The organism is Rhizobium rhizogenes NBRC 13257, assembly GCF_000696095.1.
GTDB lineage: Bacteria > Pseudomonadota > Alphaproteobacteria > Rhizobiales > Rhizobiaceae > Rhizobium > Rhizobium rhizogenes.
Genome location: NZ_BAYX01000001.1, coordinates 695001 through 721108, shown reverse-complemented (window position 1 = coordinate 721108; position 26108 = coordinate 695001). Strand labels below are relative to the sequence as shown.

At 60.3% G+C, this 26108-nt stretch carries 28 protein-coding genes; 17 read left to right on the top strand and 11 right to left on the bottom strand.

What is annotated here, in order from left to right; translation table 11 throughout:
• Positions 1-5 precede the first annotated feature (5 nt).
• A complete protein-coding gene (locus tag RRH01S_RS03465; RefSeq protein ID WP_042469957.1) occupies positions 6-3425 on the bottom strand; it encodes a YhdP family protein in 3420 nt (1139 codons plus the stop codon).
• Positions 3426-3555: 130 nt separating this feature from the next.
• Here RRH01S_RS03465 and RRH01S_RS03460 point away from each other — a divergent pair, with 130 nt between their 5' ends.
• The 5 genes from RRH01S_RS03460 to RRH01S_RS03440 all read left to right on the top strand — a co-directional run bounded on the left by RRH01S_RS03460 (position 3556) and on the right by RRH01S_RS03440 (position 8491).
• Positions 3556-4038, top strand: coding sequence for a peroxiredoxin (locus RRH01S_RS03460; RefSeq protein ID WP_012651555.1), 483 nt, complete (start codon positions 3556-3558; stop codon positions 4036-4038).
• Entirely contained in the window at positions 4038-4880 is an 843-nt protein-coding gene (locus RRH01S_RS03455; RefSeq protein WP_042469955.1) for a ferritin-like domain-containing protein, read from the top strand. Before RRH01S_RS03460 ends, RRH01S_RS03455 begins: the two co-directional genes overlap by 1 nt.
• Before the next feature lie 117 nt (positions 4881-4997).
• Complete coding sequence (locus tag RRH01S_RS03450) at positions 4998-6353, top strand: M23 family metallopeptidase (RefSeq protein ID WP_012651557.1); 1356 nt, start codon at positions 4998-5000, stop codon at positions 6351-6353.
• 183 nt (positions 6354-6536) lie between these two features.
• Positions 6537-8057: a DEAD/DEAH box helicase gene (locus tag RRH01S_RS03445; protein ID WP_012651558.1), complete on the top strand. Its 1521-nt coding sequence runs from the start codon at positions 6537-6539 to the stop codon at positions 8055-8057.
• A gap of 14 nt (positions 8058-8071) precedes the next feature.
• Positions 8072-8491, top strand: coding sequence for an NUDIX domain-containing protein (locus RRH01S_RS03440; protein WP_034518143.1), 420 nt, complete (start codon positions 8072-8074; stop codon positions 8489-8491).
• A 6-nt stretch (positions 8492-8497) separates the two neighbouring features.
• Here the strand turns inward: RRH01S_RS03440 and RRH01S_RS03435 are convergent, their stop codons facing one another.
• From RRH01S_RS03435 to RRH01S_RS03405, 7 genes are read right to left on the bottom strand one after another with little or no spacing between them, the layout of a single operon-like run.
• Positions 8498-8818, bottom strand: coding sequence for a TfoX/Sxy family protein (locus RRH01S_RS03435; RefSeq protein ID WP_012651560.1), 321 nt, complete (start codon positions 8816-8818; stop codon positions 8498-8500).
• A 3-nt stretch (positions 8819-8821) separates the two neighbouring features.
• Entirely contained in the window at positions 8822-10456 is a 1635-nt protein-coding gene (locus RRH01S_RS03430; RefSeq protein ID WP_042469953.1) for an NTP transferase domain-containing protein, read from the bottom strand.
• Positions 10453-11160 carry an XdhC family protein gene (locus RRH01S_RS03425; protein WP_042469951.1) on the bottom strand — a complete coding sequence of 236 codons (708 nt, stop codon included), beginning with the start codon at positions 11158-11160 and terminating at the stop codon, positions 10453-10455. Before RRH01S_RS03425 ends, RRH01S_RS03430 begins: the two co-directional genes overlap by 4 nt.
• Complete coding sequence (locus tag RRH01S_RS03420; protein WP_042469949.1) at positions 11160-11489, bottom strand: XdhC family protein; 330 nt, start codon at positions 11487-11489, stop codon at positions 11160-11162. The genes RRH01S_RS03425 and RRH01S_RS03420 overlap by 1 nt, the downstream gene beginning before the upstream one ends.
• A gap of 7 nt (positions 11490-11496) precedes the next feature.
• The gene (locus RRH01S_RS03415) at positions 11497-12744 is read right to left on the bottom strand and encodes a vWA domain-containing protein (protein ID WP_012651563.1); all 1248 of its coding nucleotides are present in this window, start codon (positions 12742-12744) and stop codon (positions 11497-11499) included.
• 4 nt (positions 12745-12748) lie between these two features.
• A complete protein-coding gene (locus RRH01S_RS03410) occupies positions 12749-13678 on the bottom strand; it encodes an AAA family ATPase (RefSeq protein WP_042469947.1) in 930 nt (309 codons plus the stop codon).
• A 20-nt stretch (positions 13679-13698) separates the two neighbouring features.
• Positions 13699-14193: a flavin reductase gene (locus RRH01S_RS03405; RefSeq protein ID WP_034519348.1), complete on the bottom strand. Its 495-nt coding sequence runs from the start codon at positions 14191-14193 to the stop codon at positions 13699-13701.
• A 169-nt stretch (positions 14194-14362) separates the two neighbouring features.
• Between RRH01S_RS03405 and RRH01S_RS03400 the strand changes: the two genes are divergently transcribed.
• From RRH01S_RS03400 to purB, 4 genes are all read left to right on the top strand, one after another.
• Entirely contained in the window at positions 14363-15445 is a 1083-nt protein-coding gene (locus RRH01S_RS03400) for a branched-chain amino acid ABC transporter substrate-binding protein (RefSeq protein WP_034518133.1), read from the top strand.
• A gap of 93 nt (positions 15446-15538) precedes the next feature.
• On the top strand, positions 15539-16225 hold the full coding sequence (gene rpe, locus RRH01S_RS03395) for a ribulose-phosphate 3-epimerase (RefSeq protein WP_034518131.1): 687 nt from the start codon (positions 15539-15541) through the stop codon (positions 16223-16225).
• 94 nt (positions 16226-16319) lie between these two features.
• Positions 16320-16733, top strand: a complete 414-nt coding sequence (locus RRH01S_RS03390) for a hypothetical protein (RefSeq protein WP_234711637.1) — start codon at positions 16320-16322, stop codon at positions 16731-16733.
• A 102-nt stretch (positions 16734-16835) separates the two neighbouring features.
• Positions 16836-18137, top strand: a complete 1302-nt coding sequence (gene purB / locus RRH01S_RS03385) for an adenylosuccinate lyase (RefSeq protein WP_007696291.1) — start codon at positions 16836-16838, stop codon at positions 18135-18137.
• A 12-nt stretch (positions 18138-18149) separates the two neighbouring features.
• On the opposite strand, the gene RRH01S_RS03380 is transcribed toward purB, so the two are convergent.
• Positions 18150-18620, bottom strand: a complete 471-nt coding sequence (locus tag RRH01S_RS03380; protein ID WP_012651569.1) for a low affinity iron permease family protein — start codon at positions 18618-18620, stop codon at positions 18150-18152.
• Between the two features lie 109 nt (positions 18621-18729).
• Positions 18730-19536: a DUF2189 domain-containing protein gene (locus RRH01S_RS03375; RefSeq protein WP_042469944.1), complete on the bottom strand. Its 807-nt coding sequence runs from the start codon at positions 19534-19536 to the stop codon at positions 18730-18732.
• Between the two features lie 172 nt (positions 19537-19708).
• On the opposite strand from RRH01S_RS03375, the gene RRH01S_RS03370 reads away from it, so the two are divergent.
• The 6 genes from RRH01S_RS03370 (at position 19709) to RRH01S_RS03345 (ending at position 23482) form a co-directional block, all read left to right on the top strand.
• Positions 19709-20263: an RBBP9/YdeN family alpha/beta hydrolase gene (locus tag RRH01S_RS03370; RefSeq protein WP_007696298.1), complete on the top strand. Its 555-nt coding sequence runs from the start codon at positions 19709-19711 to the stop codon at positions 20261-20263.
• Positions 20264-20528: 265 nt separating this feature from the next.
• Complete coding sequence (gene purC, locus RRH01S_RS03365) at positions 20529-21293, top strand: phosphoribosylaminoimidazolesuccinocarboxamide synthase (RefSeq protein WP_007696300.1); 765 nt, start codon at positions 20529-20531, stop codon at positions 21291-21293.
• An 18-nt stretch (positions 21294-21311) separates the two neighbouring features.
• Complete coding sequence (gene purS / locus RRH01S_RS03360) at positions 21312-21554, top strand: phosphoribosylformylglycinamidine synthase subunit PurS (protein WP_007696302.1); 243 nt, start codon at positions 21312-21314, stop codon at positions 21552-21554.
• Positions 21555-21658: 104 nt separating this feature from the next.
• Positions 21659-22330 (top strand): phosphoribosylformylglycinamidine synthase subunit PurQ, encoded by a 672-nt coding sequence (gene purQ / locus RRH01S_RS03355; protein WP_042469942.1) that lies wholly within the window; start codon positions 21659-21661, stop codon positions 22328-22330.
• 126 nt (positions 22331-22456) lie between these two features.
• Entirely contained in the window at positions 22457-22864 is a 408-nt protein-coding gene (locus tag RRH01S_RS03350; RefSeq protein ID WP_042469940.1) for a hypothetical protein, read from the top strand.
• Between the two features lie 84 nt (positions 22865-22948).
• On the top strand, positions 22949-23482 hold the full coding sequence (locus tag RRH01S_RS03345) for an AAA family ATPase (protein ID WP_042470031.1): 534 nt from the start codon (positions 22949-22951) through the stop codon (positions 23480-23482).
• 44 nt (positions 23483-23526) lie between these two features.
• Here RRH01S_RS03345 and RRH01S_RS03340 read toward each other — a convergent pair whose 3' ends face one another.
• Complete coding sequence (locus RRH01S_RS03340) at positions 23527-23775, bottom strand: DUF1127 domain-containing protein (RefSeq protein ID WP_042469938.1); 249 nt, start codon at positions 23773-23775, stop codon at positions 23527-23529.
• Between the two features lie 103 nt (positions 23776-23878).
• Here RRH01S_RS03340 and RRH01S_RS03335 point away from each other — a divergent pair, with 103 nt between their 5' ends.
• Positions 23879-25297, top strand: coding sequence for an aminotransferase-like domain-containing protein (locus RRH01S_RS03335; protein ID WP_007696312.1), 1419 nt, complete (start codon positions 23879-23881; stop codon positions 25295-25297).
• A 131-nt stretch (positions 25298-25428) separates the two neighbouring features.
• Entirely contained in the window at positions 25429-26022 is a 594-nt protein-coding gene (locus RRH01S_RS03330; protein ID WP_042469936.1) for an acyloxyacyl hydrolase, read from the top strand.
• Positions 26023-26108 lie beyond the last annotated feature (86 nt).

Below are 26108 nucleotides of genomic sequence, written 5' to 3'. Positions count from 1 at the left end.
TTTCCTCAAAACTCAAATATCTGCCGGAAAACACCCGGCGCGATGATCGACAGCGGGTTGATCTGCATGCTCGATTTTTCGATCGTGCCGGTCACCCGGAAGGTAATGCCGATCAGGCCGCGGTCGCTGCCGTTGCCGAGGATGAAGCCAACGATCGGAACTTCCGCAAACAGCCGGTTGAGGCCATAGGCAGGCATGAAGGTGCCTGTCAGGTCCATGTTGCCCTTGGCGTCCTTGACCGTTCCCTGGAAGGTCGCGCCCACCTGCGAGCCGCGCACGACGCCGTTTTCCACCGAAAGCGCGCCGCTGCGGAACACCAGCCGCGCGAAACCGCGGTCAAAACTCTGCGACCGCGTGTCGATATTCTGTTTGACGGCGGAATTCAGGCTCTTGCCGTTCTTGCCGCTGGGGGTCGAAACAATGGTCGAGAGCTTCTTTTCGTCGATGATCGCGAAGTTGCGGATATCCAGCGAACCATCCCATGCATCCGGCCCCGTGGAACGCAGCGACAGATTGAGAAGGCCGCCCTTCAGGTGTTTATAGAGGTCGGCAAAGCGTGCCACAGCGCCGGCATCGCCACTGGTGATGCGAATGGTGCCGCTGCCACCGCCCTTGCTCATCTGGCTGACCACGGCTTCGCCGCTATCAGTGAGCCCGGAAAAATCCGCCGCTACAATGTGCCCGCCGGAGACGGAATAGACACCCTTGAGATTGCGGATCGATTCGTCGTTGAAACCGATGACCTTGTCGATATTGGCGCGGACTGTCGCGCTGGACGAATCGTCTGCGCTGCCGCCATTTCCTCCGCTCGACGATGCTTTCAGCCGCGCGAGAACCGGCCGCAGGTCTGCCGAATTGCCGGAAACCGATATGTCATAGGCACCGCTCTTGCCGTGCTTGACCGACAGTGCGAAATCGTCGAGCGCCGACAGTTTGACGCTGCTGAAATTGGCTGATGTCAGGCCGCCCTTGCTGACGACGAGATCGCCGCTGACACCAAAGCCGTCGCCCTTGAGAACGAAATTCTTCAGCGCCGTCTGACTGTCCGGTCCGGAGGCCTCGAACTGGGCGGTGGCCGGAATGCCGCTGCCCTTCGACCAGCCGATCCACGGCACGGTCAGGGCCGCCTTGCCGAGGTCGATCTTGACGGCCTGGCGATCCTCATCGATACGCGTGAGCTCCAGCTTGACCGGGCCGTCTATGATGTCGTTGAGGCCCGGTATGACGGAGTTGCGTTGGGCATCAGTAAGCGTAGCGGTGATCACGCGGCTGCGTTTGGCTGGCGATTTGCTGTCCGTGGGCTCAACCATATCGATCTGTGCGGGAATGCCATCGATCTGGGCCTGAGCATTCAGATGCACGGCCTGGGGATCGGCATCGATGCTCCCCGTAAGATTGGTGACCTTACGATTGTTCATCGGTTTCAGCACGTCGACACTGCTAAGCTGCAGGTTCGCCTTCCAGACGGGCGGAGGCGGCTTCTGGTCGCTGAGCAGGCCGATGGTCGCATCGACATTGGCGACGATCTTGCCGTTGAAGTTCTCCGGCTTGAATTCGGTTCTTTGCAGCACTTCCAGCGGCTTATAGCTCAGCAGTTCGCCGATCGCATCGCCGGTGCCGGATATTGCGAGATTGAGCTCCGCCATCAGCGGCTTGTCATAGGCTGACGGGATCGAGAAATTGCTATCGTTCAGCGTCACCGAGCGACCGCTGGAAAAATAGGAGGTTGCGCTCGCAATATCGACACTCATCGTCGGACCCGTGAGGTCGAAATGCGCCTTGGTATCGCGCAGCGGCGGAATTTCACCGGGCACATCGAGACGGGTGTTGTCGATATCGAAGGCGATGTGCAGCTCATCCTTTCCGAGCTGCAACTTGCCGGTTTGTGCCGCTTCCCTCAGCCGTCCGGCGGGGATGAAGACCGAGATGACCGCGTTGGTCACCGTACCGCCGAAGAGATTGCTCTCCACCCAGACGCGCGGCTTCGAGGCCATCCAGAAAGGCCAGAGCTGCTTGATCGCGGTGGTATCCAACTTATCGGCGCGGCCGCCGAAGCTAATTTCCGGCGAGCTATCGCCGAGTTTCATATGCAGCGAGCCGAACAACGCGCCAAGCGGTGTCGAAATGCCGATATTCTCGAATTGAAACTCCTTGGTCGCCGCCAGGAAGCGCCCCGTCGCCTGCCCGTCGAAGCTGACCGGCTGTTCGCTCGAGATCGAGGAAGCCGCCGTACCGCCACGGATCAGGAAATCGATGCCGAAGCCCTTGCCGGCATTGGCATCGATGCGGTCGAGATCTATGAGAGCGCCGGAGAAGGGTACGATGGTTCCGACGAACTGGGCCTTCGACTGTACGATCTCAAGCTTCTGGCGCGGGAAGTCATAGGCAAGGTTGATATTGGCCTGCGTCAGGTCCTGCATGTCGCGGTCCATGTACAGCGTACCGGGCTGGACATCGATGGAAGCGCTGAGCTTTGGATCGACGCCCTCGCCGCCGCGCACCGCAGTGACCGTCATGCCTGCGAGGCTCATGATACCCTGGCGCGGCGTGCCGTTCTGGTCATAGACCATGGTCAACGGCTTCAGGTCGACATTGGCAAGTTTCGCCGTCAGCGAAGAGCTATGGCCGGTCTGCTGCTGATCGGCGACCACATCCAGCGTCGCCAGGGAGCCGTTGACGGCAACCTCTCCGTAGAGATGTAACGCCGTCGGCCCACTGCGTTCGAAGGTGAGATTATCCACCACGAGCGAGATCGGCTCGCCCTCGTGACGCGCAAGCTTGACGGCAAAACCGGAAATACGCACCGAGTTCGTGCCGCCGCGCTGAACGAAGCGCTCCAGGAAGTCCAGATTGTCGAAGGCTGAATTCAGCGCCTGCGGCAGTGCGTCGACGCGCAACGCCGTCAGATCGACGGAATCGCCTTGCGGCAGCAAAGAGGTATCGAGCGCGATGCCTTCGGCCGAAACATTGGCGACCTCGACGCGGCCTTCGACAAGTGCCAGGGGATCCAGTTCCATGCTGACCGACGACATGGTCGACAGGTGCTTACCGCTTTCCTGGTCGACCACATTGACGTCGTGGGCCTCGAGTGCCAGCCGCAGGCTCGGCGTGAACCGGACGACAGTCGAGCCAACTTCCGCCTTATAGCGCGGCCCGATCGCCTCATCGAGTGCCGACTGCGCCTTCTGAGACAGAGGCTGGTCGAAGATGCCGCTCTCGATGGTGGCGACGAGCGCACCACCGATCAGGACAAGGAAGGTGATGAAGACAAGAGTGATTCGGCAGACGTGCCAGACATGCGACCGGCTACGGCGGGCAGGCTCCGGCACATGCACGATCATGGGATCGTCGACCTGGGCGGAAGGCAAGTGGTCGAGTGAGACGAGATCCTTCTTGCGGAATATAATCTTTTCGCCTCGGATCACTCCCGTGCGTCCCTTTCGTTTTTCGCAATTTTGTTGGTGACGCTGCGTCCGATGTGGACGGCATACCGGTACAGTATATATGGCTGATGCCCAGTGTCATCTAAAATACCGGCAAAAGAAAGGTTTTCCCGTGACCAAAATCCCAGCGGTTGAATTAGCAATCGGAGACAAAGCACCGGATTTCGATCTTCCGCGCGACGGCAGTGGCCGCATAAGCCTTGCAGACTTTGCCGGCAAGCCGCTGGTGATCTTCTTTTATCCCAAGGACAATACGTCCGCCTGCACCGCCGAATCGATCGCTTTCACCGCGCTTGCAGCGGACTTCAAAAAGGCCGGCGCCTCGATCGTCGGCATGTCGCCGGATTCGGTCAAGAGCCACGACAAGTTCGTGAAAAAATACGACCTGTCCGTTCCCCTTGCCGCCGATGAAGAGAAGACGGCAGCCGAGGCCTATGGCGTCTGGCGGGAAAAGAGCATGTACGGCCGGAGCTATATGGGTGTCGTCCGTTCGACCTTCCTGATCGCCGCGGACGGCCGAATCGCGCGCATCTGGGATAAAGTCAAAGTGGCCGGCCACGCTGAGGAAGTCCTGGCTGCCGTGAAGGAACTTTGATGACGATGTCGGAACCGGCGGACATCGAGACGATCACGTCACTGCGCGGTGGCGCCATCGCCGCTATCCGCTCAGCCGATCTCGACCGTAAGACCACCCTTGCCCAGGAGACGGCCACCCGCTGGTTCGCGCGCACCCTGTCGCTGCGCTCACCACTCGATCCGCCGCTGGCCGATCGCCCCGGCCGGCCGCGGAAGCCGGAACTGGTGCCGCCAAAGCACATGAAAAAGCGGTCGCTGCACACGCTGCAGGGCCGTATCGCGCTGCTGCACGCCATCGCCCATATCGAATTGAATGCGGTGGATCTGGCGCTCGATATCGTCGCGCGCTTTGCGACCGGCCCGGTGCCAAACTCCTTTTTCGACGGCTGGATGCAGGTTGCCTTCGAGGAAGCCAAGCATTTCAAGATGGTGCGCGCTCGTCTGCGCGATCTCGGCGCCGACTACGGCGACCTGCCGGCCCATGACGGCCTGTGGCAGGCAGCGCACGCAACTCGCACCGATCTCACCGCCCGCCTCGCCGTCGTGCCGCTCATTCTTGAGGCGCGCGGCCTCGACGTGACGCCGGCGCTGCAGGCGAAGATGCGCGAAACCGGCGATATGGAAAGTGCCGCCGTGCTCGATGTCATCTATAATGACGAGAAAGGCCATGTGGCCGTCGGCGCCAAATGGTTTCGCTTCCTCTGCGCCCGCGAAAAGCGCGATCCCGCCCGTACATTTCAGGAGCTGGTGCGCTCGAATTTCCGTGGCTCGCTGAAAGCGCCGTTCAATGACATCGCCCGCGCCGAGGCCGGCTTGACGCCGTCATTCTATCGCTCACTTACCTCCACAAGCAATGCATAACATACTAAAACACAAGAGTTTTTCAGTTTTCTAATAGTGCAGCGTAAAGCAATCATTAACCATAAATCCGTCTACTTCGACAATGGATGCGAGAATGCGTCGATTGGGAGATTCTCGGTGACAACCAAGCCTCAGAACCGGGTTTTCGGCAAGCAGAAGCGGTGTCACACCATCATCGTGGCAAGCGGCGATAGCGTGCGTCACATGACCGTCCGCCCGTGGATGGCAGCGTTCGCCGTCTGTCTCGTCGGCATCTTTTCGATCGGCTACCTCCTGGCGACCTCCTATCTCGTGCTGCGCGACGACCTGATCGGCGCCACTATGGCCCGGCAGGCGCGCATGCAATATGATTATGAAGACCGGATCGCCGCGCTGCGCGCCCAGGTCGACAGGGTCACCTCGCGCCAGCTTCTCGACCAGCAGGTCGTCGAGAAAAAAGTCGACAAGCTGATGGAGCAGCAGCAGGCGCTGTCCTCGCGTCACGGCAAGCTCGATGCACTGCTCGATCGGGCCGAGAATTCCGGCCTGATGGATAATAAGGGTGCCAATACGGAGACCACCGGCAATCGCGTCGACAAGGGCGACCATGCGGAATTGACCGGCGGCCTGAAAGCAATCGAAACGCTTCTGTCGAGCGGCAAGCCCGCCGATGCCACACCCGACAACTCCACCCTCGCCTACGTTCCCGCTCCCGAGACAGTCGCCGACCGTGCCGACCGCGTCTTCTCCAGGGTGACGCTGTCGCTGAAGCATATCGAGCAGGATCAATTGACTCGCGTGCAGCGCCTGACAACCGGCGCTGCCGACACTGCCGACAACATCCAGTCGATCATGCGGAATGTCGGCATCAAGGTTCCTACCGTGACGGCGAGCGTTGCGAGCAAGGACGCGGATCCCGCCAATGATGACGAAGGCGTCGGCGGCCCCTATGTCGCGCCTGAAAACGTCGATCAGTTCGAACAGTCCATGGCCGATCTCGATACGGCCCTGACGCGTCTGGAGACGGTGCGTGGCGCCGCCGAGAGCCTGCCATTCCGCAATCCCGCACCGGGCAAGCTGATCACCAGTCCTTTCGGCAATCGCAAGGATCCCTTCCTCGGCAAGCTGGCACTGCACACCGGTACCGACTTTCATTTCAGCCCGGGTGAGAGGGTCAGGGCCACGGGGCCAGGCAAGGTCGTTTCCGCCGGCTGGACAGGCGGCTACGGCAACATGGTCGAGATCGACCACGGCGATGGGATCTCCACGCGCTACGGCCACATGGAAGAGCTGCTGGTCAAGGCTGGCGATACGGTAAAGACGGGCGACGCTGTCGGCCTAGCCGGCAGCACGGGGCGCTCGACCGGCACGCATCTGCATTACGAAGTCCGCGAGAACGGCCATCCGATAGACCCGATGTATTTCATCAATGCCGGCATGAAGCTGGCAAGTTATATCAATGGGATCGGGGCAATTTCGGCGCGAGAATTGTGACAAACGAGCAACAAAGATGGCGCTAATCTAAAAATTGCGTTATGAATGAGCCTCAGGCTTTCTGAAGCGCCCGCTTTCCTTGACTTCGCGGGTATTTGGTTCTATGTCGCGCAGCATTGCGGCACGCTAGAACGTGTCGACTCATGAGTGTTCGACCGAACCGGAACGGAAATAGTTTTCCCTTTGACAACATTTGCTGACCTTGGCTTGAGCCAAAAAGTCCTATCCGCTGTAACAGACGCGGGCTACACCACGCCGACTCCGATCCAGGCCGGCGCCATTCCCTTTGCGCTGCAGCGCCGCGACATCTGCGGCATCGCCCAGACGGGCACCGGCAAGACCGCTTCCTTCGTTCTGCCGATGCTGACCCTGCTTGAAAAGGGCCGCGCCCGCGCTCGTATGCCGCGCACGCTGATCCTCGAACCGACGCGCGAACTCGCTGCGCAGGTCGCCGAGAACTTTGAGAAGTATGGCAAGAATCATCGCCTGAACATCGCCCTGCTGATCGGCGGCGTGTCCTTCGAAGAACAAGACCGCAAGCTTGAGCGCGGCGCCGATGTGCTGATCTGCACGCCCGGCCGCCTGCTCGACCATTTCGAACGTGGCAAGCTGCTGATGAGTGCCGTCGAGATCTTTGTTATCGACGAAGCCGACCGTATGCTCGACATGGGCTTCATCCCGGATATCGAGCGCATCGCCAAGCTCATTCCTTTTACCCGCCAGACCCTGTTCTTCTCGGCCACCATGCCGGCGGAAATCCAGAAGCTGGCCGACCGCTTCCTGCAGAACCCGGAACGTGTTGAAGTCTCGGCGCCGGCATCGACGGCCAAGACCGTGACGCAGCGTTTCGTTGCTTCGCATGGCAAGGATTACGAGAAGCGCGCCGCTCTGCGCGATCTCATCCGCGCCCAGACCGACCTGAAGAACGCCATCATCTTCTGCAATCGCAAGGTAGATGTGGCCGACCTCTTCCGTTCGCTCCAGCGCCATGGTTTCTCTGTCGGCGCACTGCATGGCGACATGGACCAGCGCTCGCGCACGACGATGTTGCAGAACTTCCGTGACGGCCAGATCCAGCTTCTCGTGGCTTCCGACGTCGCGGCACGCGGTCTCGACCTTCCCGATGTCGGCCATGTGTTCAATTTCGATGTTCCGATCCATTCGGAAGATTATGTCCACCGCATCGGCCGCACCGGCCGTGCCGGTCGCTCGGGCGCAGCTTTTACTCTCGTGACCAAGCGCGACACCAAGCATATCGACGCGATCGAAAAGCTGATCGGCGAAGATGTCCAGTGGCTGAACGGCGACCTGTCGGCGCTGCCGCCAGCTGAAGAAGGCGGGGACGACAATCGTTCTTCTCGACGCCGCGAGCCGAAAGGCAAAGGCCGCGAGCGTGATCGCAGCCCCAGAGGCCGGAGTGCCTCGAGTCATAAATCTGATATCGACGTCGAAGATAATGTCGTCGTTGAAGTGATCGAAGCAGCACCAGCAAAGGCCGAGAGCGTGAGAAACGAGCGCAAGTCTGAGAACAATAACAAATCCCACAACGGTTCTCGTAACAACAATCGGCCCTTCCCCGCTGCCAATGACGACAATCGCGAACGTCGCAATCGTTACCGCGACCACGATGACGGCCCGACTCCGGTCGGCTTCGGCGACGATATCCCCGCATTCATGCTGATCGTAGCCAACGCCAAGGGCTAACAGGGTCGCGCGGCATGGGGAAACCCGGCATCGATTTCCCAGGATTAGGAACCGGTCTCGCAATTTTGCGGGATCGGAAATTGCTGCTCTATAAGCGCCTCAAGGCGCCGGAAGCCGGCTTCTGGAGCATCGTCGGTGGCAAGGTCGATCATATGGAGCCGGCCGCCAAAGCCGCCATCCGTGAGGCCGAAGAGGAAAGCGGCCTCTCCATCGGCAATATTGATTATCTTTGCGCCACGGAAGTCATTAACGACACCGACCGGCAGCACTGGATCTCGCTGATTTATCTCACCAAGGATTTTTCCGGCGAAGCAAGTCTGGTTGAGCCGGATAAACTCTCCGATTTCGGCTGGTTTGGCCGCAACGAGCTACCGCAGCCGCTTTCGGCTTTTGCAGAAGCGACGATCGCTCATCTGAGCAAAGACGATTTCTAGCTAGAACTATTTATCCGCCCGCACGGCTGCTTCGTAGGCAAGCCTCACCCAGCGCGCCATGATATCCGGATCGTCGAAAGCATCGTCCGGGATCGACCAGTAGGGCATGTTGACCGGCTTGCCCTTCTTGCCCTCATAGGCCCAGCGCGTGGCGCCTGCCTCCTCAAATTCCGGTGCGCTGATCTCGTCGGCCTTCAACAGCATCTCGCTATCCAGTTCGATGGCAAGGATGCGGCCCATATGATAGATGCCCTTGCCGCCGAACATGCGCTTGATCGTCACCGGACCGAGCGCCTGAAACATCTCTTCAATCTCGATATTGTCCATTCCCTACCCCTTCAAAATCCCACCGGCGGCAAGCACGGCTTCGGGCGTATCGACATCGAGATGGGCGGCATCGCCGATATCTACATCGACGACGGCGAGCCCTGATGTCTCGATGATATGCCGGGCGCCAACATCACCCTCCAGACGCATCACGGCATCGTAGACTGCCCGCGGCAGAATGACCGGATTGCCGCGCTTGCCGAGCGACACGGCCCTCACTATTGCTTGACCGTTCGCTTGGCGGAAAGCCGCAATCAACACCTTCAGGTCGTCGCTCGTGATACCCGGCATGTCGGCCAGCATGACCAGCACGCCATCGCTCCGTTGCGCCGCCGGCGCGCCGATGCCTGCGACCAGCGAGCTCGCCATGCCAGAGGCATAGTCGGGATTGTAGACTTGCTCAACCGCCAGCCCGGTAAGCGCCTCTTCGATCTCCTCGCGGCGATGACCGGTGACCGCCGCCACGGAGGCGGCTCCGCTTGAAAGGGCCGTCAAGGCAGAGCGTCGCACCAGCGGCATGCCATCGAACTCGGCCAGAAGCTTGTGTGGTCCACCCTCGCCCATGCGGCTCGCCTTGCCGGCAGCAAGCAGAACGACGGCAACGGAAATCGGTACTTCCGGCTTTACCGGGATATCGCGCGGCCGTGGCCGCGATTGTATTTCCATTAGAAGACCTCCGACACCCATGCCGCTGATTTCCTGCGGCGTCGGCTGCTCGCCAGCAAGAATGCGGTCCAGCACCCAGTCGAAACCATTTTCCTTCGGGCTGCGGGCGCAGCCAGGGGCACCGATGACATAGACGTCACCGACCTTGCCGAGCACCATCAGATTACCGGGATCGACCGGCATGCCAACCTGGATGACCTCGCCACCCGCCAGCCGGATCGCTTCCGGAATGACATCGCCGGCGTCGATGACGGCAGATGCGCCGAAGATAATCATCAGCTTCGGCGATCGATCCGCGGTGCGCAGCGCGCCACCAATCGCTTCCGCCACCGCAGGCGCGCGATGCGCCACACGCTCTTCCCGCACCAGCGTACTGCCGGCAAGCTGCAGCCGTTGCGACAGGATGCGCGCCGTCTTGTCCATCACGGATATCTTCAGCGACGGCAGTTCGGTGGCGATCAGCGATATCGCATGCGGCAGGAACGGCTTGACCTCGAACGCCGTCATCCGCCGCAGGATATCGACACCGGCTGCAATCTTCGTACCGGAGACAGCAAGCGGTATGATCTTGAAGGTCGCCACCATGTCGCCACGGCGCACCGGGACATGATCGGCAAGACAGGCAAGCGTAATCGCCGGGTCGACGCTGTTCAGCCGGTCAACGGCGGCGCGGTTTGCAACGAACAGGCCGTCGACTGCGCTATGAACATTGACGCGCCCCGTGGCCGCTTCGGAAAAACTCAGATGATCCGGCGCGATCACCCGCGCCAGCCGCTCCGCGGCCTCGTCCTCCATCAGATCGCCAGGCTCGATCCGTGCGGCGATGACCCGATCGATCCCGGCCACAGCAAGGCGATGAATATCTGCCGGCTCAAGCACATGCCCCTTGGCAAAGCTGCCATCCGGCAAGCGGACGGAATGCGCCAGGACCGCGCCAACCGCCTCTCTCGTCAGAAAATCGCCAAAGATCATGTCTTGTCACCTTTTGGCGACAAGACATTGCGGCCGCGCAGCGCTCCGATAATCTCGGCCAAAATAGAAACAGCGATTTCCGCCGGGCTCGACGCGCCAATGGGAAGGCCGATGGGGGCGTGAATCCGCGCGAGATCGCCTTCCGTCAGCTCTTCCCGCGTCAATCGCTCCAGCCGGCTCGCATGCGTCTTGCGGCTGCCGAGCGCGCCGACGTAGAAACAGCCCACTTTCAACGCTTCGGCGATCGGGAAATCGTCGATTTTCGGATCATGGGTGACCGCGACCAGCGCCGTATAGGCATCGAGCGGCCGCTCCTTCAGCGCATCCACGGGCCAGTCGGCAACGAGATCGACGCCCTCGAAGCGCTCCGGCGTCGCAAAGGCGGTGCGTGGGTCGACGATGCGAATATCGAAGCCGGCAAGCACGGCCATCTGCGCCAAGACCTGGCTGATATGCACGGCGCCGATGACCACGATATGCGGTGGCGGCAGGTGAACATTGAAAAAGAGGTTGCGTCCGTCGATGTCGACCGCCGATGACTTTCCCGAGCGGAAGGCGGAAGCGGTGGCGTCGGCAAGAAGCCCATCAACAGCATCCCCCTCGACAATCAGTCGGTCCGGACCACCGGACAGATCGGTGACCAGGATCACCGCCTGCCGCGCGCGTCGCAGCGCATTCAGCTTCGTCAGTATCTGACGGTCCATCAATGAAGCCTTTCGACATAAACTCGAATACGGCCGCCGCAGGACAGGCCAACGCGCCAGGCGGTTTCATCCGCCACGCCGAAATCCAGCGTGCGAGCCTTGCCGCTTTCGATCACGTCCAGTGCCTCGGTGATGACAGCGCCTTCGACGCAGCCGCCGGAAACCGAGCCATGAAAATTGCCCTCACCGTCTATAACGAGATGGCTGCCGGTTGGGCGCGGTGCTGAACCCCAGGTGTCGACGACGGTCGCCAGCGCCACGCTGCGGCCGGCGGACGCCCATTCCTCCGCGATTACAAGCGGATCCAGGCTTTCGGATATGTTTGTCATGTTTGCCTCACAGCTTGGCGAGAAAACGGCGTGGATCATAGGCGCCGGCACGGCCGGCGCTGAGGGCCGAAACGAGATCGGCCAGAGATAATAGATTGTGAACCGGACGGAATTCGTCAACATGCGGCAGCATGGTTCGCACACCACGGGCACGAGGTTCGAATCCCTCGAAGCGCAATAGCGGATTGAGCCAGATCAGCCGTCGGCAGGAACGATGCAGCCGGTCCATCTCGGTTTCCAAAAGCTCGACGCCGTCCCGCTCCAACCCATCAGTGATGAGGAGCACGATGGCACCCTGCCCGAGCACGCGGCGCGCCCAGAGCCGGTTGAACTCCTTCAGCGTTTCGCCAATGCGTGTGCCGCCCGACCAGTCACGGACAGCAGCGGCGCATTCGTCCAGCGCCTCATCCGGATCCTTGTGCCGCATCGCCCGCGTGACATTGGTGAGCCGCGTGCCGAAGAGGAAAGTATGTACACGCCGCCGTCTTTCGGTGAGCACATGCAGGAAATGCAGGAAGATGCGGGTATATTGGCTCATCGAGCCGGAGATGTCCGCGAGAACCACCAGCGGTGGCTGCATCTCTCTGTGCCTGCGATAACGCGGGAGGATCAGGGAGCCGCCGGTGCGCAGCGCCGAGCGCATCGTTGCGCGGGGATCGATCCGAACCGGCGCATGTGCCGACACGAAACGGCGGGTCCGTACCCTATCGAGCGGCAGTTCCAGCCTTGCCAGCTCCTTCTTCGCAACGGCGATCTCCGCCGCCGACATCTGCGCGAAATCCATGCGGCGCAGCACTTCACTGCCGGATGTAGTGAAGCGGGCGTCGATCTCGATATCCGGCATCTCGCGCTGCGGTCGGCGGTCGTTGCGATCGCCGAGCAAGGCATCACCGGCGCGGGTCTCGCCCGGCTTCGGCTTTTCCTTCTCGCGATTGTCGAGCGCGATCGGCGACATCATCGCGATCATCTTCTGCACGAGATCGCGTGAGCGCCAGAACAGCCGGAAAGCCTCGTCGAAAACCGCCAGGTCCTCATGCCGCTTGACGAAGGTGGAACAGAGCGCCGCATGAAACTCTTCGCGCGAACCGATGCCGATCGCCTCCACGGCCTCGATGGCATCGGCAATGGCCGCCGGCCCGATCTTCAGTCCTGCCTTGCGAAGTGCCCGCGCGAAGAAGACGATATTGTCGGCAAGGCGCCCGTCACCAGACGATGATGACGGAGCGGCGATGCTATCCTGTGCTTGCGGATTCATCGGCCTATCCCGTCGCGAGCAGTTCGGATTTCACCTCATCCAGCACCCGCTTGCCCTCGCCACCCTGAATACGGGCGATATCATCCTGGTATTTCAGCAGGGTGCCGAGCGTGTCGGAGATCGTCTCCGGATCGAGCGCCAGCCTGTCGAGTTCGGTGAGAGCCGTCGCCCAATCGATGGTTTCAGCGACACCGGGATTCTTGAAGAGGTCAAGCGCACGCAGCTTCTGCACATAGGCGACGATCTGGCCCGACAGCGCCTCGTTGCAGCCGGGCACTTTGCGGCGGATGATCTCCAGTTCCTGCGCGGCCTCTGGATAATCGACCCAATGATAGAGACAGCGCCGCTTCAGTGCGTCATGCACCTCGCGCGTGCGGTTGGTGGTGATGATGACGATCGGCGGCTCAGCGGCCTTGATTGTACCAAGCTCCGGCACGGTCACCTGGAAATCGGAGAGCACTTCCAGCAGGAAGGCTTCGAACGCCTCATCGGTACGATCAAGCTCATCGATCAGGAAGACCGGCGCACGACCGTCGACGCTCGACAGGGCCTGCAACACGGGCCGGCGGATCAGATATCGCTCGGAGAAGATATCAGCCTCGATACGGTCGCGATCGGTGAGGCCCGATGCTTCGGCAAGACGGATTTCCAGCATCTGCGCCGGGTAGTTCCATTCATAGACGGCGGAGGAAACGTCGAGACCTTCATAGCACTGCAAGCGGATCAGCGGCCGCTCGAGCGCCTTCGACAGAACCTTGGCGATCTCGGTCTTGCCGACGCCGGCCTCGCCTTCGAGAAACAGCGGCCGCTTCATCTTCAGCGCCAGAAACAGCACCGTGCCGAGCGCGCGCCCAGCGAGATAGTCGTGAGCGCCGAGCAAGGCGATCGTCTCGTCTATCGAGCCAGGCAATGAAGGTGCAGCTTTATCGGACATGGTTTCTCCCTTCAGGGAGTTTATAGCGTGTGATAGTCGCGGTTCATATAGAGCAGCGCCGGCTTGATTTCACTGAAACGCACCGCCATGACCTCGCCGAAAATGATGTTGTGCGTCGACGCTTCCTTGATCTCGGTGACGCGGCAGTCGAAGGCCGCCAGCGCGTCGGCAAGCACCGGTGCGCCGGTCACCAGCGTCTCGAATGTGCCGGCGGCGAAACGCTCGTCGTTGGTCAAGCCAGTCTTGCCGGAAAACGCATCCGCAAGCCCCTGATGATGAGCGCCGAGCGCATTCAGAGCGAAGACGCCGCTCTTGAAGAAGATCTCGTTCTTCACATTGCTGTTGTTGAGGCAAATCAGGACCGTGGCCGGATTATCCGACACCGAGCAGGCAGCTGTGATAGTCACCCCGCGCCGCTCGCTGCCGAGTGCCGTGGTCACCAGTTGCACATGCCCCGCATAGCGGCTCATGGCATCGCGATAGAGCGCTGGCCCCATACTCTGCCTGTCTAGCACGATCGTTTCCCTCATTTCTGTCATTTCACACGTTCCGTTCAATATGGCGGGCGAATGCTAGCTTTTCTACAATAGGATTATTGAAAACCGAGTGATTTTGTTGCTTTTTCTTTGACGACCACTGTCATGTGGATAAAAGGGCAGAAGATTTGCCTGGGATAACCATTCGATGAATGTTCTGCGTCGCACACCGCTTCTGATGATGCTGCTCCTGGCAGCCGGCAGCAGCCATGCCGCGGGCATCAATATCGGTATTGTCGCACCGCAGGGCGGAAACTTCGCAACGCTCGGCGCGGAGATCACTGCCGGCGCCAATTTCGAAGTGCAGGCACAACAGAATTCCGCCACCGTCATCGACGAGCCCTGCACGGAAGATGGCGGCCAGGCCGTCGCCGAGGCGCTGATCACCGCCAAGGTACAGATCGCGATCGGCTTCTTGTGCAGCGAAACCCTGGAAAGCGCGCTGCCACGGCTGAAGGATGCCGGCATTCCCGTCATCACCGTCTCAGCGCGCTCCCATATCTTGATGGAAGATGCGCTAAAGAACGGCTGGCCGCTGTTCCGCCTCGCTCCGGTCGACACTGCCGAGGCCGCAATGGCGGTCGACGCCATCCTGAAAGGCTGGACGGCGGAGCCGATGGCGCTGATCGACGACGGCACGATCCACGGCCGCGAACTGGTGAGCGCGGTTCGCAGCGCACTGGAGGACAAAGGCTTGAAGCCGGTCTTCACCGATACCTTTCGCCCGGGTCAGGACCAGCAAATCGCCCTTGTCCGCCGGCTGAAGAAAGCCGGCGCCGCGCGCGTCTTCATCGGCGGCGACCGCAGCGACGTGGCGATCATCGCCCGCGATGCCCAGAGCGAGAACGTCCCATTGAAATTGATGGGTGGCGACGCAATGCGTGCCGCCAACCAGCCGGTACCCTTAGCCGACGGCGTTCTGGCCATCGCCTTGCCCGACTACACCAGCCTGCCTGCTGCCCAGGCCGCAACGCAGGCCATGCGCGCCAGCGGCATAGAGCCGGACGGCTATATCCTGCCGGCAGCCGCAGCAGCGTTGATTGCAAATCAGGCGGTCGAAAGTGCCAAGGCGGAAAACAAGCCAGTTGTTGACAAGCTCATCGGCACAGCCTTCCAGACCCCGATCGGCCCGATCACCTTCGGCAGCAACCACGAATTGACGGACAATCCTTACCGTTTGCTGGAATGGCGCGGCAACGCCTTTGTGCCTCTGATGGCGGCGTCGAACTGATAGGGTCCGCGCAAGTCTGGCGGACTAGGTTGTCCGCCAGCCGAACCGGTGATAAGCCAAGCGCGAAAAAATTAGACGGAGTTCAGCTATCCCATGACCCTGCCGATCCGCATTGCCCCTTCCATTCTCGCAGCCGATTTCGCCAAGCTCGGGCAGGAAGTCAAAGATGTGACCGAAGCCGGGGCGGACTGGATCCATCTCGATGTCATGGACGGGCATTTCGTGCCGAACATCTCCTTCGGCGCCGATGTCATCAAGTCGTTGCGCTCCTATACCACTGCCACATTCGACTGCCACCTAATGATTTCGCCGGCCGATCCCTATCTCGAAGCCTTCGCTAAGGCGGGCTGCGACCGGATTACGGTTCATGCCGAAGCGGGCGTGCATCTGCATCGCTCGCTGCAGACGATCCGTAATCTCGGCAAGAAGGTCGGCGTCACCCTCAATCCTGCAACGCCGCTGTCGATCCTGGAAAACGTGCTCGACGATATCGACCTGATCCTGATCATGTCGGTCAATCCGGGCTTCGGCGGTCAGAAATTCATTCCGGCCATGGCCGATAAGATCCGCAACGCCAAGTCACTCATCGGTGACCGGCCGATCGAACTTGAAGTTGATGGCGGCGTCACCGTCGAGACCGCGCCGCTCATCACTGCTGCCGGCGCCAATGTTCTCGTCGCCGGCTCGGCCATCTTCAAGGGTGGTTCCGTCGAAGCCTACAAGCAGACGGTCTCCGACCTCAGGGCTGCGGCAGAACGGGGCCGCGTTGGATCAAATTAATCCGGCCAGCGCTGTCGTTGCGAGCGGGCGGCTCAAGGCAGCCGTCCCTTCCTATCGACAGTTGCTGATCGGAGCGCCCTGTTGGGGCGCAGCAATGGCGGGTTCTGTGCTGGCGGCGCTTTATCTGCGCAATGGCCTTCTGACGAGCCATCTGCCCGCGCTGACAGCCGTCTATTTCCTCGGTGGCACGCTAGCCTGGCCCTTCATGCTGCCGCTGGCGCGGCTTCTTGCCCGCGGTCAAACGCTTGAAGCGCGTTTCGCAGCCTTCTTCCTGATGCTGTCGCTCGGCACCGTCGCCATGACCGCCTTTCTCTTCGCCATGGATTACCGCTGGTTCTATGCTCGCTGGCACGCGCCTTTCGGCACGGTCGTCTGGGCATTTCAGTTCGCCTTCACCAGCGCCAGCGCCGTCTATCAGTTTGCCGTTCTCGGCCTTGGCCTGTTTCTGCCGTTCGGTCTCCTCTGTTTGCTGGCCGCGAGCCTCTATCTCGCCAAGCATATGCGTTGAACCGAACGAAAGATTGCGCCAAGAAACATTGAGATTGCCGCCCGTCTTTGTTATGGGGGCGCCAAGCATTCGTTTCCCGCACCCCAAGAAAGTTGTGAGCCCATGATCCCGCGCTACTCCCGACCGGAAATGGTCGCCATCTGGTCGCCCGAAACCAAGTTCCGTATCTGGTTCGAGATCGAGGCCCACGCTTGCGACGCTCTGGCCCAACTCGGCGTCATTCCGAAGTCTGCTGCTGAAACCATCTGGGAAAAAGGCGGCAAGGCGACCTTCGACGTCGCGCGCATCGACGAGATCGAAGCCGTCACCAAGCATGACGTCATCGCCTTCCTGACGCATCTGGCCGAAATCGTCGGTCCCGACGCCCGCTTCGTGCATCAGGGCATGACCTCTTCCGACGTGCTCGACACCTGCTTCAACATCCAGCTCGTGCGCGCCACCGACATCCTGCTCGCCGATATCGACAAGCTTCTGGAAGCACTGAAGCGCCGTGCTTTCGAGCATAAGGACACCGTCACCATCGGCCGCTCGCACGGCATCCATGCCGAACCGATCACCTTCGGCGTCAAGATGGCGCTCGCCTATGCCGAATTCGAGCGCTGCAAGCAGCGCCTGATCGCCGCGCGTGAGGAAGTCGCCACCTGCGCCATTTCCGGCGCCGTCGGCACCTTCGCCAATATCGATCCGCGCGTCGAAGAGCATGTCGCCGCCGCCCTCGGACTGAAGCCGGAGCCGGTATCGACGCAGGTTATCCCGCGTGATCGCCACGCGATGTATTTCGCGACACTCGGCGTCGTCGCCTCCTCGATCGAGCGCCTGTCCGTCGAAATCCGCCATCTGCAGCGCACTGAAGTGCTGGAAGCCGAGGAATATTTCTCACCCGGCCAGAAGGGCTCGTCGGCCATGCCGCACAAGCGCAATCCAGTGCTGACCGAAAACCTGACCGGCCTTGCCCGCATGGTTCGTTCCTATGCCCTTCCGGCAATGGAAAACGTCGCCCTGTGGCATGAGCGCGATATTTCGCACTCCTCCGTCGAGCGCATGATCGGCCCGGATGCGACCGTCACCCTCGATTTCGCACTGTCGCGGCTCACCACCGTCATCGACAAGCTTCTGGTCTATCCGGAAAATATGATGAACAATCTGAACAAGTTTCGCGGACTTGTTCATTCGCAGCGCGTGCTGCTGGCGCTGACCCAGGCCGGCGTTTCCCGCGAAGATTCCTATCGCCTCGTGCAGCGCAACGCCATGAAGGTCTGGGAACAGGGCAAGGACTTCCTCGAGGAGCTGCTCGCCGATCAGGAAGTGCGCGCGGCGCTCTCGGAAGAGGACATTCGCGAAAAGTTCGATCTCGGCTACCACACCAAGCACGTCGACACGATCTTCAAGCGCGTCTTCGGCTGAGGTCGAACCGACCTATTGATCCGATTTTGAAGGGGCGGCGCTGACGATGCGCCGCCTTTTCTGTTTCAGGCGCGTCTTCCCGCCAACGTGGTCCTTGCGCTGCCCGCTGGCCGGTCTGTCTCCATCAAGCTTGGCAGCTTTTTCCACCAGCCGGTCCAGATGCTTCAGATCCTCCTCGTCGAGGTTCTCGATCCCGACAAAGCGGTTTTCCGCGGCGCTGGTCAGAATGAGTTCATTGAGCTTGGCTTGAATAGCGCGCGTATCGCGCGTCTGGGCGTTCTGCAGCAGGAAGACCATCAGGAAGGTGATGATGGTCGTGCCCGTGTTGATGACGAGCTGCCAGGTCTCGGAGAAATCGAAGATCGGTCCTGTCAGGCCCCAGACGATGACCGATAGCAGCGCCAAGATGAAAATAACCGGTTTCCCCGCCCATTCCGAAACCGTGGCGGCGAAATGCGCGAAAATATGCTTGAGCCTTGCCATGCATCGAGTCCTCGGCCACGCTCTGCGTATCTCCCGAATTCGGGAGATACATGCGGGATGACGCGGATCAACGCCGCAAGATCACTGTGGTTCCACTCGCCCCAGTTATCTAGTGCGTGTCGGCCGGCACGACCAGCTTGCGATAGAGATGCCAGGTGGCATGACCGAGGATCGGCATGACAACGGCAAGGCCCGCAAAGATTGGAATGGTGCCGATCACCAGAAGTGCGGCCACAATCAGGCCCCAGATCGCGACCGGTACCGGATTGAGCAATGTTGCGCGTAGGCTCGCATCGACCGCCGCCACGGCACCGACATCGCGGTCGAGCAGCAACGGAAATGTGACGATGGTGGTTGCCAATACCACAAGGGCGAAGACGAATCCGGTGAGATTGCCCCAGAACATCATCGCCATGCCCTGCGGCGTCGACAGCACATTGGACAGGAACGACGATAGCGTCACCGGCACCGAGTCACCGAAAAAGGCCATGTAGATATTCTGCGCCACGACCAGCCAGACGATGAAGAAGGCGAACAGCATGAGGCCGACCACGATGATCGACGGCAAGGCTGGCGAAAAGCGCACGTCGAAAGCATGCCGCCAGGAGGTATCCATCCCTCTTTCCCGTCGCATGCTGATTTCGTAAAGGCCCATGGCCGCCAGCGGTCCGACCAGCGCGAAGCCGGACATCAACGGAAAGAGCAATGGCAACAGGTTGGCACCGGAACTCCATAGCGTCAGCGCAATGCCCGCGATCGGATACATCAGACACAGAAAGACATAGTGCGATGGTTTTTCCCTGAAGTCGTCCAGCCCCATTTTCAGAGCGTCGACGAGGTCGGCAATGCCGATCTTGCGGATGGCCGGGCGCGTAAAGGTGTGGTCTGCGCCAGCCATGACGTGAAATGCCGCCATAATATTCCTCCTCCTCATCAGCCTATGTGTTCAGCTGGCGGCACGAAAATATCGGGCAAAAGAGACGCCGACATCATCAATCGCTACCGGCAAGCGTCATCCTAACAAATTTTGCCGCAATTGTCGCCTTTTCCCTTGACAGTCAGGTCTTCCTTTTCCACATCGGCGCATCATGAAAGTCTCCGACGTAGATATTCTCATCGTTCCCGGTTACACCAATTCCGGCCCGGACCACTGGCAGACACGCTGGGAGCAAAAGCTCTCGACGGCTCGGCGCGTGGAACAGGCGGAATGGTCGAAGCCCGTGCGCGACGACTGGGTTGCCCGTATCGCCGAAGAGGTGAATGCCGCGACCAAGCCGGTGGTGCTGGTGGCGCATTCGCTTGGCGTCCCCTCGGTGATCCACGCAATCCCCTATTTTCGCAACAAGGTGGCCGGCGCGTTCTTCGTCACGCCGCCCGATGTCGCCAATCCGAAGATCAAGCCGAAGCATCTGATGACCTTCGGTCCCTACCCGCGCGATCCCTTGCCTTTTCCTTCGCTCATCATCGCTAGCCGCAACGATCCCTTCAGCAGCTACGAACAGACCGAAGAGCTGGCTCATAGCTGGGGTTCCCTACTGATCGACGCCGGCGAGGCGGGCCATATCAATGCCGATTCCGGCCATGGGCCTTGGCCGGAAGGCACGATGGTCTTCGCCAAGTTTCTGAGCAACCTTAAGCCGTAATCGCGGCCAAGTGTGATACAATGGTTTGCTTGGGGTGGATCACTAGCCTGTGCAGTACTTGCGGGCTTCATTCCATCGTCAAATAAAAGCCTGTAGAACATGAGAAGACAGGATCCCGATTCTCGCATTGGTACCCACCAAAGCCGGAATTCCGAGGAAGGAGGCGCTGGCGGATTGTGAATTTGCTTCTTATCCGTTATGGGGACGCCAACAGACAGATCCAATTGCGCTTCCTCCAGAGCGCCAACGACAGAGAACAACACCAATGAACCGTCGCCGCCGTATTTACGAGGGCAAGGCCAAGATCCTTTACGAGGGACCTGAGCCGGGCACGCTGATCCAATTCTTCAAGGACGATGCCACCGCCTTCAACAAGAAAAAACACGAAGTCATCGATGGCAAGGGTGTTCTGAACAATCGCATCTGCGAATATATTTTCAGCCATCTGAACAAGATCGGTATTCCCACGCACTTCATCCGCCGCCTCAACATGCGCGAGCAGCTGATCAAGGAAGTGGAGATGATCCCGCTCGAGATCGTCGTGCGCAATGTCGCCGCCGGCTCGCTCGCCAAGCGCCTCGGCATCGAGGAAGGCGTGGTGCTGCCGCGCTCGATCATCGAGTTCTATTACAAGTCCGACGCGCTCGAAGACCCGATGGTCTCCGAAGAGCACATCACCGCTTTCGGCTGGGCGAACCCCGCCGAACTCGATGACATCATGGCGCTTGCCATTCGCGTCAACGACTTCATGACCGGCCTCTTCCTCGGCGTCGGCATCCAGCTCGTCGATTTCAAGATCGAATGCGGACGCCTGTTCGAGGGCGACATGATGCGTATCATCCTCGCCGACGAAATCTCGCCCGACTCCTGCCGTCTCTGGGACATCGAAACCCATGAGAAGATGGACAAGGACCGTTTCCGTCGCGACATGGGCGGCCTGGTGGAAGCCTATTCCGAAGTTGCCCGCCGTCTCGGCATCATCAATGAAAACGAACCCGTGCGCGGCACGGGGCCGGTTCTCGTCAAGTAAAGCGCAGGAAGGACAATCGTGATCAAGGCTCGTGTAACCGTCACGCTGAAGAACGGCGTTCTCGACCCACAGGGCAAGGCCATTGAAGGCGCACTCGGCGCGCTCGGCTTCGAAGGCGTCGGCCAGGTCCGCCAGGGCAAGGTCTTCGACCTGGAGCTCAACGGTGCCGACAAGGCAAAGGCAGAAGCTGAGCTGAAAGCCATGTGCGAAAAGCTCCTCGCCAACACGGTGATCGAGAACTTCAGCATTTCGATCGACTGATTGCCGTTTTCCGGGAGCCATTCTTTCTTTGTCACGGACAATAGAGTATGGCTCGCCGAACACCTCCAAGCCAGCATCTTTCGCCTAATCTCGGGAGCAGAATCATGAAATCAGCAGTCGTTCAACTTCCCGGTCTCAATCGCGACCGTGACATGATCGCGGCGCTGACCAAGATTTCCGGCCAGGCGCCCGTCACGATCTGGCAGACGGAAACCGAGATTCCGGATGTCGACCTGATCGTCATTCCCGGCGGCTTCTCCTATGGCGATTACCTGCGTTGCGGCGCGATTGCAGCCCGCATGCCGGTCATGCAGGCGATCAAGGACAAGGCAGACAAGGGCGTCAAGGTTCTCGGCGTCTGCAACGGCTTCCAGATTTTGGTCGAAGCCGGCATGCTGCCGGGCGCGCTGATGCGCAATGCCTCGCTGAAGTTCGTCTGCCGCGAAGTCAAGCTTGAGGTCGCCAATGCCGAAACGGACTTTACCCGCGCCTATGCCAAGGGCCAGGTGATCCGCAGCCCGGTTGCCCATCATGACGGCAACTATTTTGCCGACAGCGAAACGCTGGCTGCTATCGAAGGCAATGGCCAGGTGGTCTTCCGCTATGCTGAAGGCACCAACCCGAACGGCTCGATCAACGACATCGCCGGCGTCATCAACGCCAAGGGCAATGTGCTTGGCATGATGCCGCATCCGGAAAACCTGATCGAGGCGGCTCATGGCGGCTCCGACGGTCGCGGCCTCTTCGCCTCCGCCCTCGACGTGATCGCCGCCTGAGGCGATCATCCACACCAAGAGTGAATCTTGTGGACCGACCGGCGCTTTGTCCCATAGGGGCGTCGGAACGTTCCTTTCACATCATCGGCTAGAGCAGCCCAAACCCATCCATTGGAAGAGAGATTGATGCGCCCTCGCCTCGCTACCGGATTTTATTCCGCCGCCGCTCTTGTGGCTCTCTGCCTGCTCGTCACGTCCTGCGGCACGCGTGCACCGACCGCTATCACGATTGATCGCACCGCCCTGACGACGATGGAACGCGTCATGCTGAGCGCCAATGCCTGCTGGTTCAAATCGGGAGATCCGGCCTTTGCCGGCTATCAGCTTGCGCCTGAACTCAACTCCTTCACCGGCCGCCCGCGCATTCTCGTGGTCGACAAGAAACACCCGACCGGCCGCCCGTCCCTCGTCGTCCAGGCGGAAGGCAATCCGGCGCAGCTGCAGGCTTTCGGCCCAATGATGGGTGGCGCTTCCGGCGGCCGCATCACCGGCGACGTCAACCGTTGGGCCGCGGGCTCGAAGGGCTGCCAGTAAGGGTTTCGCCGCCGCAGTTCCATCGCTGGCAAGTAGGCCATCTCGGGAAAGCATGACATGGCCTTGTTCTCGGAGCTCATTGCCATGGATCGTTTCGTCGTCATTTCAGGCTGCTCTGGCGGCGGCAAGTCGACCTTGCTCGAGGTGCTGAAGCATCGCGGATATCAGGTGGTCGAAGAGCCGGGGCGGCGTATCGTTGTCGAGGAACTGGGCCGCGGCGGCTCCACCCTGCCTTGGGTGGATGCTCCCGCCTTCGCCCGGCGGGCTATCGAAATGTCGATCGCTGATCGTTCCAATGCAGCGGCCGCCCAAGGTGTCGTCTTCTTTGACAGGGGCCTTATCGACGCCGCTTCCGCTCTCCAACATTTGACGGGCGAACCGGTTCTGGACGCGCTGCGGCATTCACACCGCTACAACAGTCATGTCTTCCTGACGCCGCCCTGGCCGGAGATATATGTCGGGGATAGCGAGCGAAGGCATGACCTTTCCGCTGCTATCGCGGAATACGATAGGCTGAGCAGCGTTTACCCCTCGCTCGGCTATCAGATCCACCTTCTGCCGAAGGTAAGCGTCGAAGAACGTGCGGATTTCGTACTGTCCGTATTGGATCATGGCTAGCACCTGCCACTGTTCGACTTAGCCTGACACGCGGCCCAACTCGCTCAATCCCAGAAAAACGACTTGTTGACCTCAGTCCTCGCTTCGCTGCGGGTCAGCCCGATATCGCACAATTGCTCATCCGTCAGATCTCGCAACGTCCACCGGCTTTCGCGCTTCTCGATCCAAAGCGCAAGGGGCGCCAAAAGACGGTGTGCCAGGCGCGACATGAGCTGCGCCGGCTTGAAAGCATCAAGCGGCATCTTGACAGGTTCGGTAACCTTGGAAAGGCAGATTGTATCTATTGTATCCATTTTGCGCTCGCAGAATAATGACAATGAGGATGTATCGAGCCAAACGATACAATTGACTCATAGTATTGACTCTATTTCCGAGGCAATCTAAGAAATTGTCATCATGACAAATTGGCTACCTGACATTTCCAGCGGGAACGGACCTGTCTACATCCGCGTCGCCGACAGCATTGAAAACGCGATCACCCATGGCGTATTGCCGCCGGGGACGAAGCTGCCGCCGCAACGCAATCTCGCTTATGATATCGGCGTGACGATCGGCACCGTCAGCCGGGCCTATGCGCTCGTGCACGAACGTGGCCTTGTCGCCGGCGAGGTCGGCCGCGGCACCTATGTGCTCGACCGCATCAACAGCAAGCAGATCGAGCCGGTAGATCCGATCACGCAGGCGCTGGCCGGCACGCGTGGCCTGGAAACCCCTGACGGCAAGATCCGCTTCGATACGACGGCGGCGCCCGATATCGGCCAGGGCGAGGTTATCGGCCGGCTTTTCGCCGACATCAGCCGCGATCATCAGGCGGAGATTTCCTCCTATTCGCGCAGCTTCCCAACGAACTGGTTCCGTGCCGGCCAGGTCTGGCTCGCCCGCAATGGGTGGCAGCCGGCAATCGAAACGGTGGTGCCGACGCTTGGCGCCCATGCCGCTGCCATCGCCGTCATTTCAGCCGTCACCTCCCCCGGCGACAAGATCGTCTTCGAGAACCTGACCTACACGCAGGTCAGCCGCGCCACCCGTCTTCTCGGCCGCCGTTCCATATTGGTGGATTCCGACGAGCACGGCATCATTCCCGACGATTTCGAGCGGCTTTGCCAGCAGCAGCATCCGCGCCTGGCGTTCCTGATGCCCACGGCCCACAATCCGACGTTGACGACCATGCCGGAGGCGCGCCGCCGTGCGATCGCCGCCATCGCCCGGCGTCACAGCGTCTGGCTGATCGAGGACGATCTCTACGGCGGCATGACCGAGGATCCGAACCCGCTGATGGCAAGCATCGCGCCGGAGCGCACCTTTCTCGTCAGCGGCCTGTCGAAATCGGTCACCGCGGGCGTGCGTGGCGGCTGGGTCGCCTGCCCGCCGCATTTCGCCCAGCGCATCAAGGTCACCCACAAGATGACGACCGGCGGCCTGCCCTTCATCCTGGCGGAAACCTGCGCCCGGCTCGTCCTCGAAGGCCACGCGCTGGCACTGCGCCGCAAGGCGGTCGATGAAATCCGCGCCCGCGAACAATTGGCGCGCGAGGCGCTATCCGGCTTCGAATTCGCCTCACATCCGCATGTACCGTTTCTGTGGCTGAAATTGCCGGAGCCCTGGCTTTCCGGCACATTCAAGAACGCCGCTCTTGCCGAAGGCGTGCTTGTCGACGACGAGGACGAATTCAAGGCGGGCCGCTCGGATAAGGTCTATCACCGCGTTCGCGTCGCCTTTTCCTCTCCGCAACATCGCGACGATGTCGCCGCCGGGTTCATGACGTTACGCCGTCTTCTGGAAAACGGCTCGGCCGGCTACGACAGTCACATATGACGGCATTGTTGCGGTTTTGCTTCGGCCTCGCAAAATAAGCTCTACTTAGCAACATGCGCTTTACCTCGATTTCGAGGGTGCTACGATCCCCCGATACGACGCGATTCGCTCGCCATATTTGGGGGGAGTGCATGGTTACGGCTTCTATTTCCGGTCGCCTCTTCACCAAGAGCGGCCTCGCAGCAATTTTTATTATGAATGCCTCGATTTTCGCTGCTACTGAAACCGCGGCTGCCGCGGACAACAAGATATTTGATGAACTGCGCTTCGGAGCGAGCGGGTCTATCCAAAGCGGATACGACCATGAAAAGGGCGTCTTCCCGGATGTCCAGGTGCTATTCAATCCGTTGGGGTACAATCCGACCGCGGATTGGAAGGATCAACTGACCCATCCGCGTATCCATCTCGGAACCTCCGTCGGCACAGCCGGTTCGGCAACGCAAGTTTATGGCGGTCTGTCCTGGACGCTCACGCATAGCAACGGCATCTTCACCGAAGTCGGTCTCGGCGGCACGATCCATACCGGCAACCTCGATGACTGGACCGAGCACGGCCCGATGCTCGGCTGCCGCCTGCTCTTTCATGAATATGCAGGCCTTGGATATAACTTCGACAGCCATTGGAACATGATGGCGCAAATTGCCCATTCCTCGCATGCCGATCTCTGCGATGGTCCGAATGGCGGGATGACGCGGGTGGGCGTCTTGGTCGGCTACAAGTTCTGATCGCCGCCAAGCGGCCACAAATGATCACGCCCGCGATTTACCTATTGTGAATCGCGGTCATTTTCCTGTCGCGCGACAGGTTCACA

Bases quoted from the DNA above. Each gene is read 5' to 3' on its own strand.
- RRH01S_RS03455 (WP_042469955.1), top strand. From the start codon at position 4,038: ATGACGATGTCGGAACCGGCGGACATCGAGACGATCACGTCACTGCGC.
- RRH01S_RS03440 (WP_034518143.1), top strand. From the start codon at position 8,072: ATGGGGAAACCCGGCATCGATTTCCCAGGATTAGGAACCGGTCTCGCA.
- RRH01S_RS03435 (WP_012651560.1), bottom strand. From the start codon at position 8,818: ATGGACAATATCGAGATTGAAGAGATGTTTCAGGCGCTCGGTCCGGTG.
- RRH01S_RS03430 (WP_042469953.1), bottom strand. From the start codon at position 10,456: ATGATCTTTGGCGATTTTCTGACGAGAGAGGCGGTTGGCGCGGTCCTG.
- RRH01S_RS03425 (WP_042469951.1), bottom strand. From the start codon at position 11,160: ATGGACCGTCAGATACTGACGAAGCTGAATGCGCTGCGACGCGCGCGG.
- RRH01S_RS03420 (WP_042469949.1), bottom strand. From the start codon at position 11,489: ATGACAAACATATCCGAAAGCCTGGATCCGCTTGTAATCGCGGAGGAA.
- RRH01S_RS03415 (WP_012651563.1), bottom strand. From the start codon at position 12,744: ATGAATCCGCAAGCACAGGATAGCATCGCCGCTCCGTCATCATCGTCT.
- RRH01S_RS03410 (WP_042469947.1), bottom strand. From the start codon at position 13,678: ATGTCCGATAAAGCTGCACCTTCATTGCCTGGCTCGATAGACGAGACG.
- RRH01S_RS03400 (WP_034518133.1), top strand. From the start codon at position 14,363: ATGAATGTTCTGCGTCGCACACCGCTTCTGATGATGCTGCTCCTGGCA.
- rpe (WP_034518131.1), top strand. From the start codon at position 15,539: ATGACCCTGCCGATCCGCATTGCCCCTTCCATTCTCGCAGCCGATTTC.
- RRH01S_RS03390 (WP_234711637.1), top strand. From the start codon at position 16,320: ATGGCGGGTTCTGTGCTGGCGGCGCTTTATCTGCGCAATGGCCTTCTG.
- purB (WP_007696291.1), top strand. From the start codon at position 16,836: ATGATCCCGCGCTACTCCCGACCGGAAATGGTCGCCATCTGGTCGCCC.
- RRH01S_RS03380 (WP_012651569.1), bottom strand. From the start codon at position 18,620: ATGGCAAGGCTCAAGCATATTTTCGCGCATTTCGCCGCCACGGTTTCG.
- RRH01S_RS03375 (WP_042469944.1), bottom strand. From the start codon at position 19,536: ATGGCGGCATTTCACGTCATGGCTGGCGCAGACCACACCTTTACGCGC.
- RRH01S_RS03370 (WP_007696298.1), top strand. From the start codon at position 19,709: ATGAAAGTCTCCGACGTAGATATTCTCATCGTTCCCGGTTACACCAAT.
- purC (WP_007696300.1), top strand. From the start codon at position 20,529: ATGAACCGTCGCCGCCGTATTTACGAGGGCAAGGCCAAGATCCTTTAC.
- purQ (WP_042469942.1), top strand. From the start codon at position 21,659: ATGAAATCAGCAGTCGTTCAACTTCCCGGTCTCAATCGCGACCGTGAC.
- RRH01S_RS03350 (WP_042469940.1), top strand. From the start codon at position 22,457: ATGCGCCCTCGCCTCGCTACCGGATTTTATTCCGCCGCCGCTCTTGTG.
- RRH01S_RS03345 (WP_042470031.1), top strand. From the start codon at position 22,949: ATGGATCGTTTCGTCGTCATTTCAGGCTGCTCTGGCGGCGGCAAGTCG.
- RRH01S_RS03340 (WP_042469938.1), bottom strand. From the start codon at position 23,775: ATGGATACAATAGATACAATCTGCCTTTCCAAGGTTACCGAACCTGTC.
- RRH01S_RS03335 (WP_007696312.1), top strand. From the start codon at position 23,879: ATGACAAATTGGCTACCTGACATTTCCAGCGGGAACGGACCTGTCTAC.
- RRH01S_RS03330 (WP_042469936.1), top strand. From the start codon at position 25,429: ATGGTTACGGCTTCTATTTCCGGTCGCCTCTTCACCAAGAGCGGCCTC.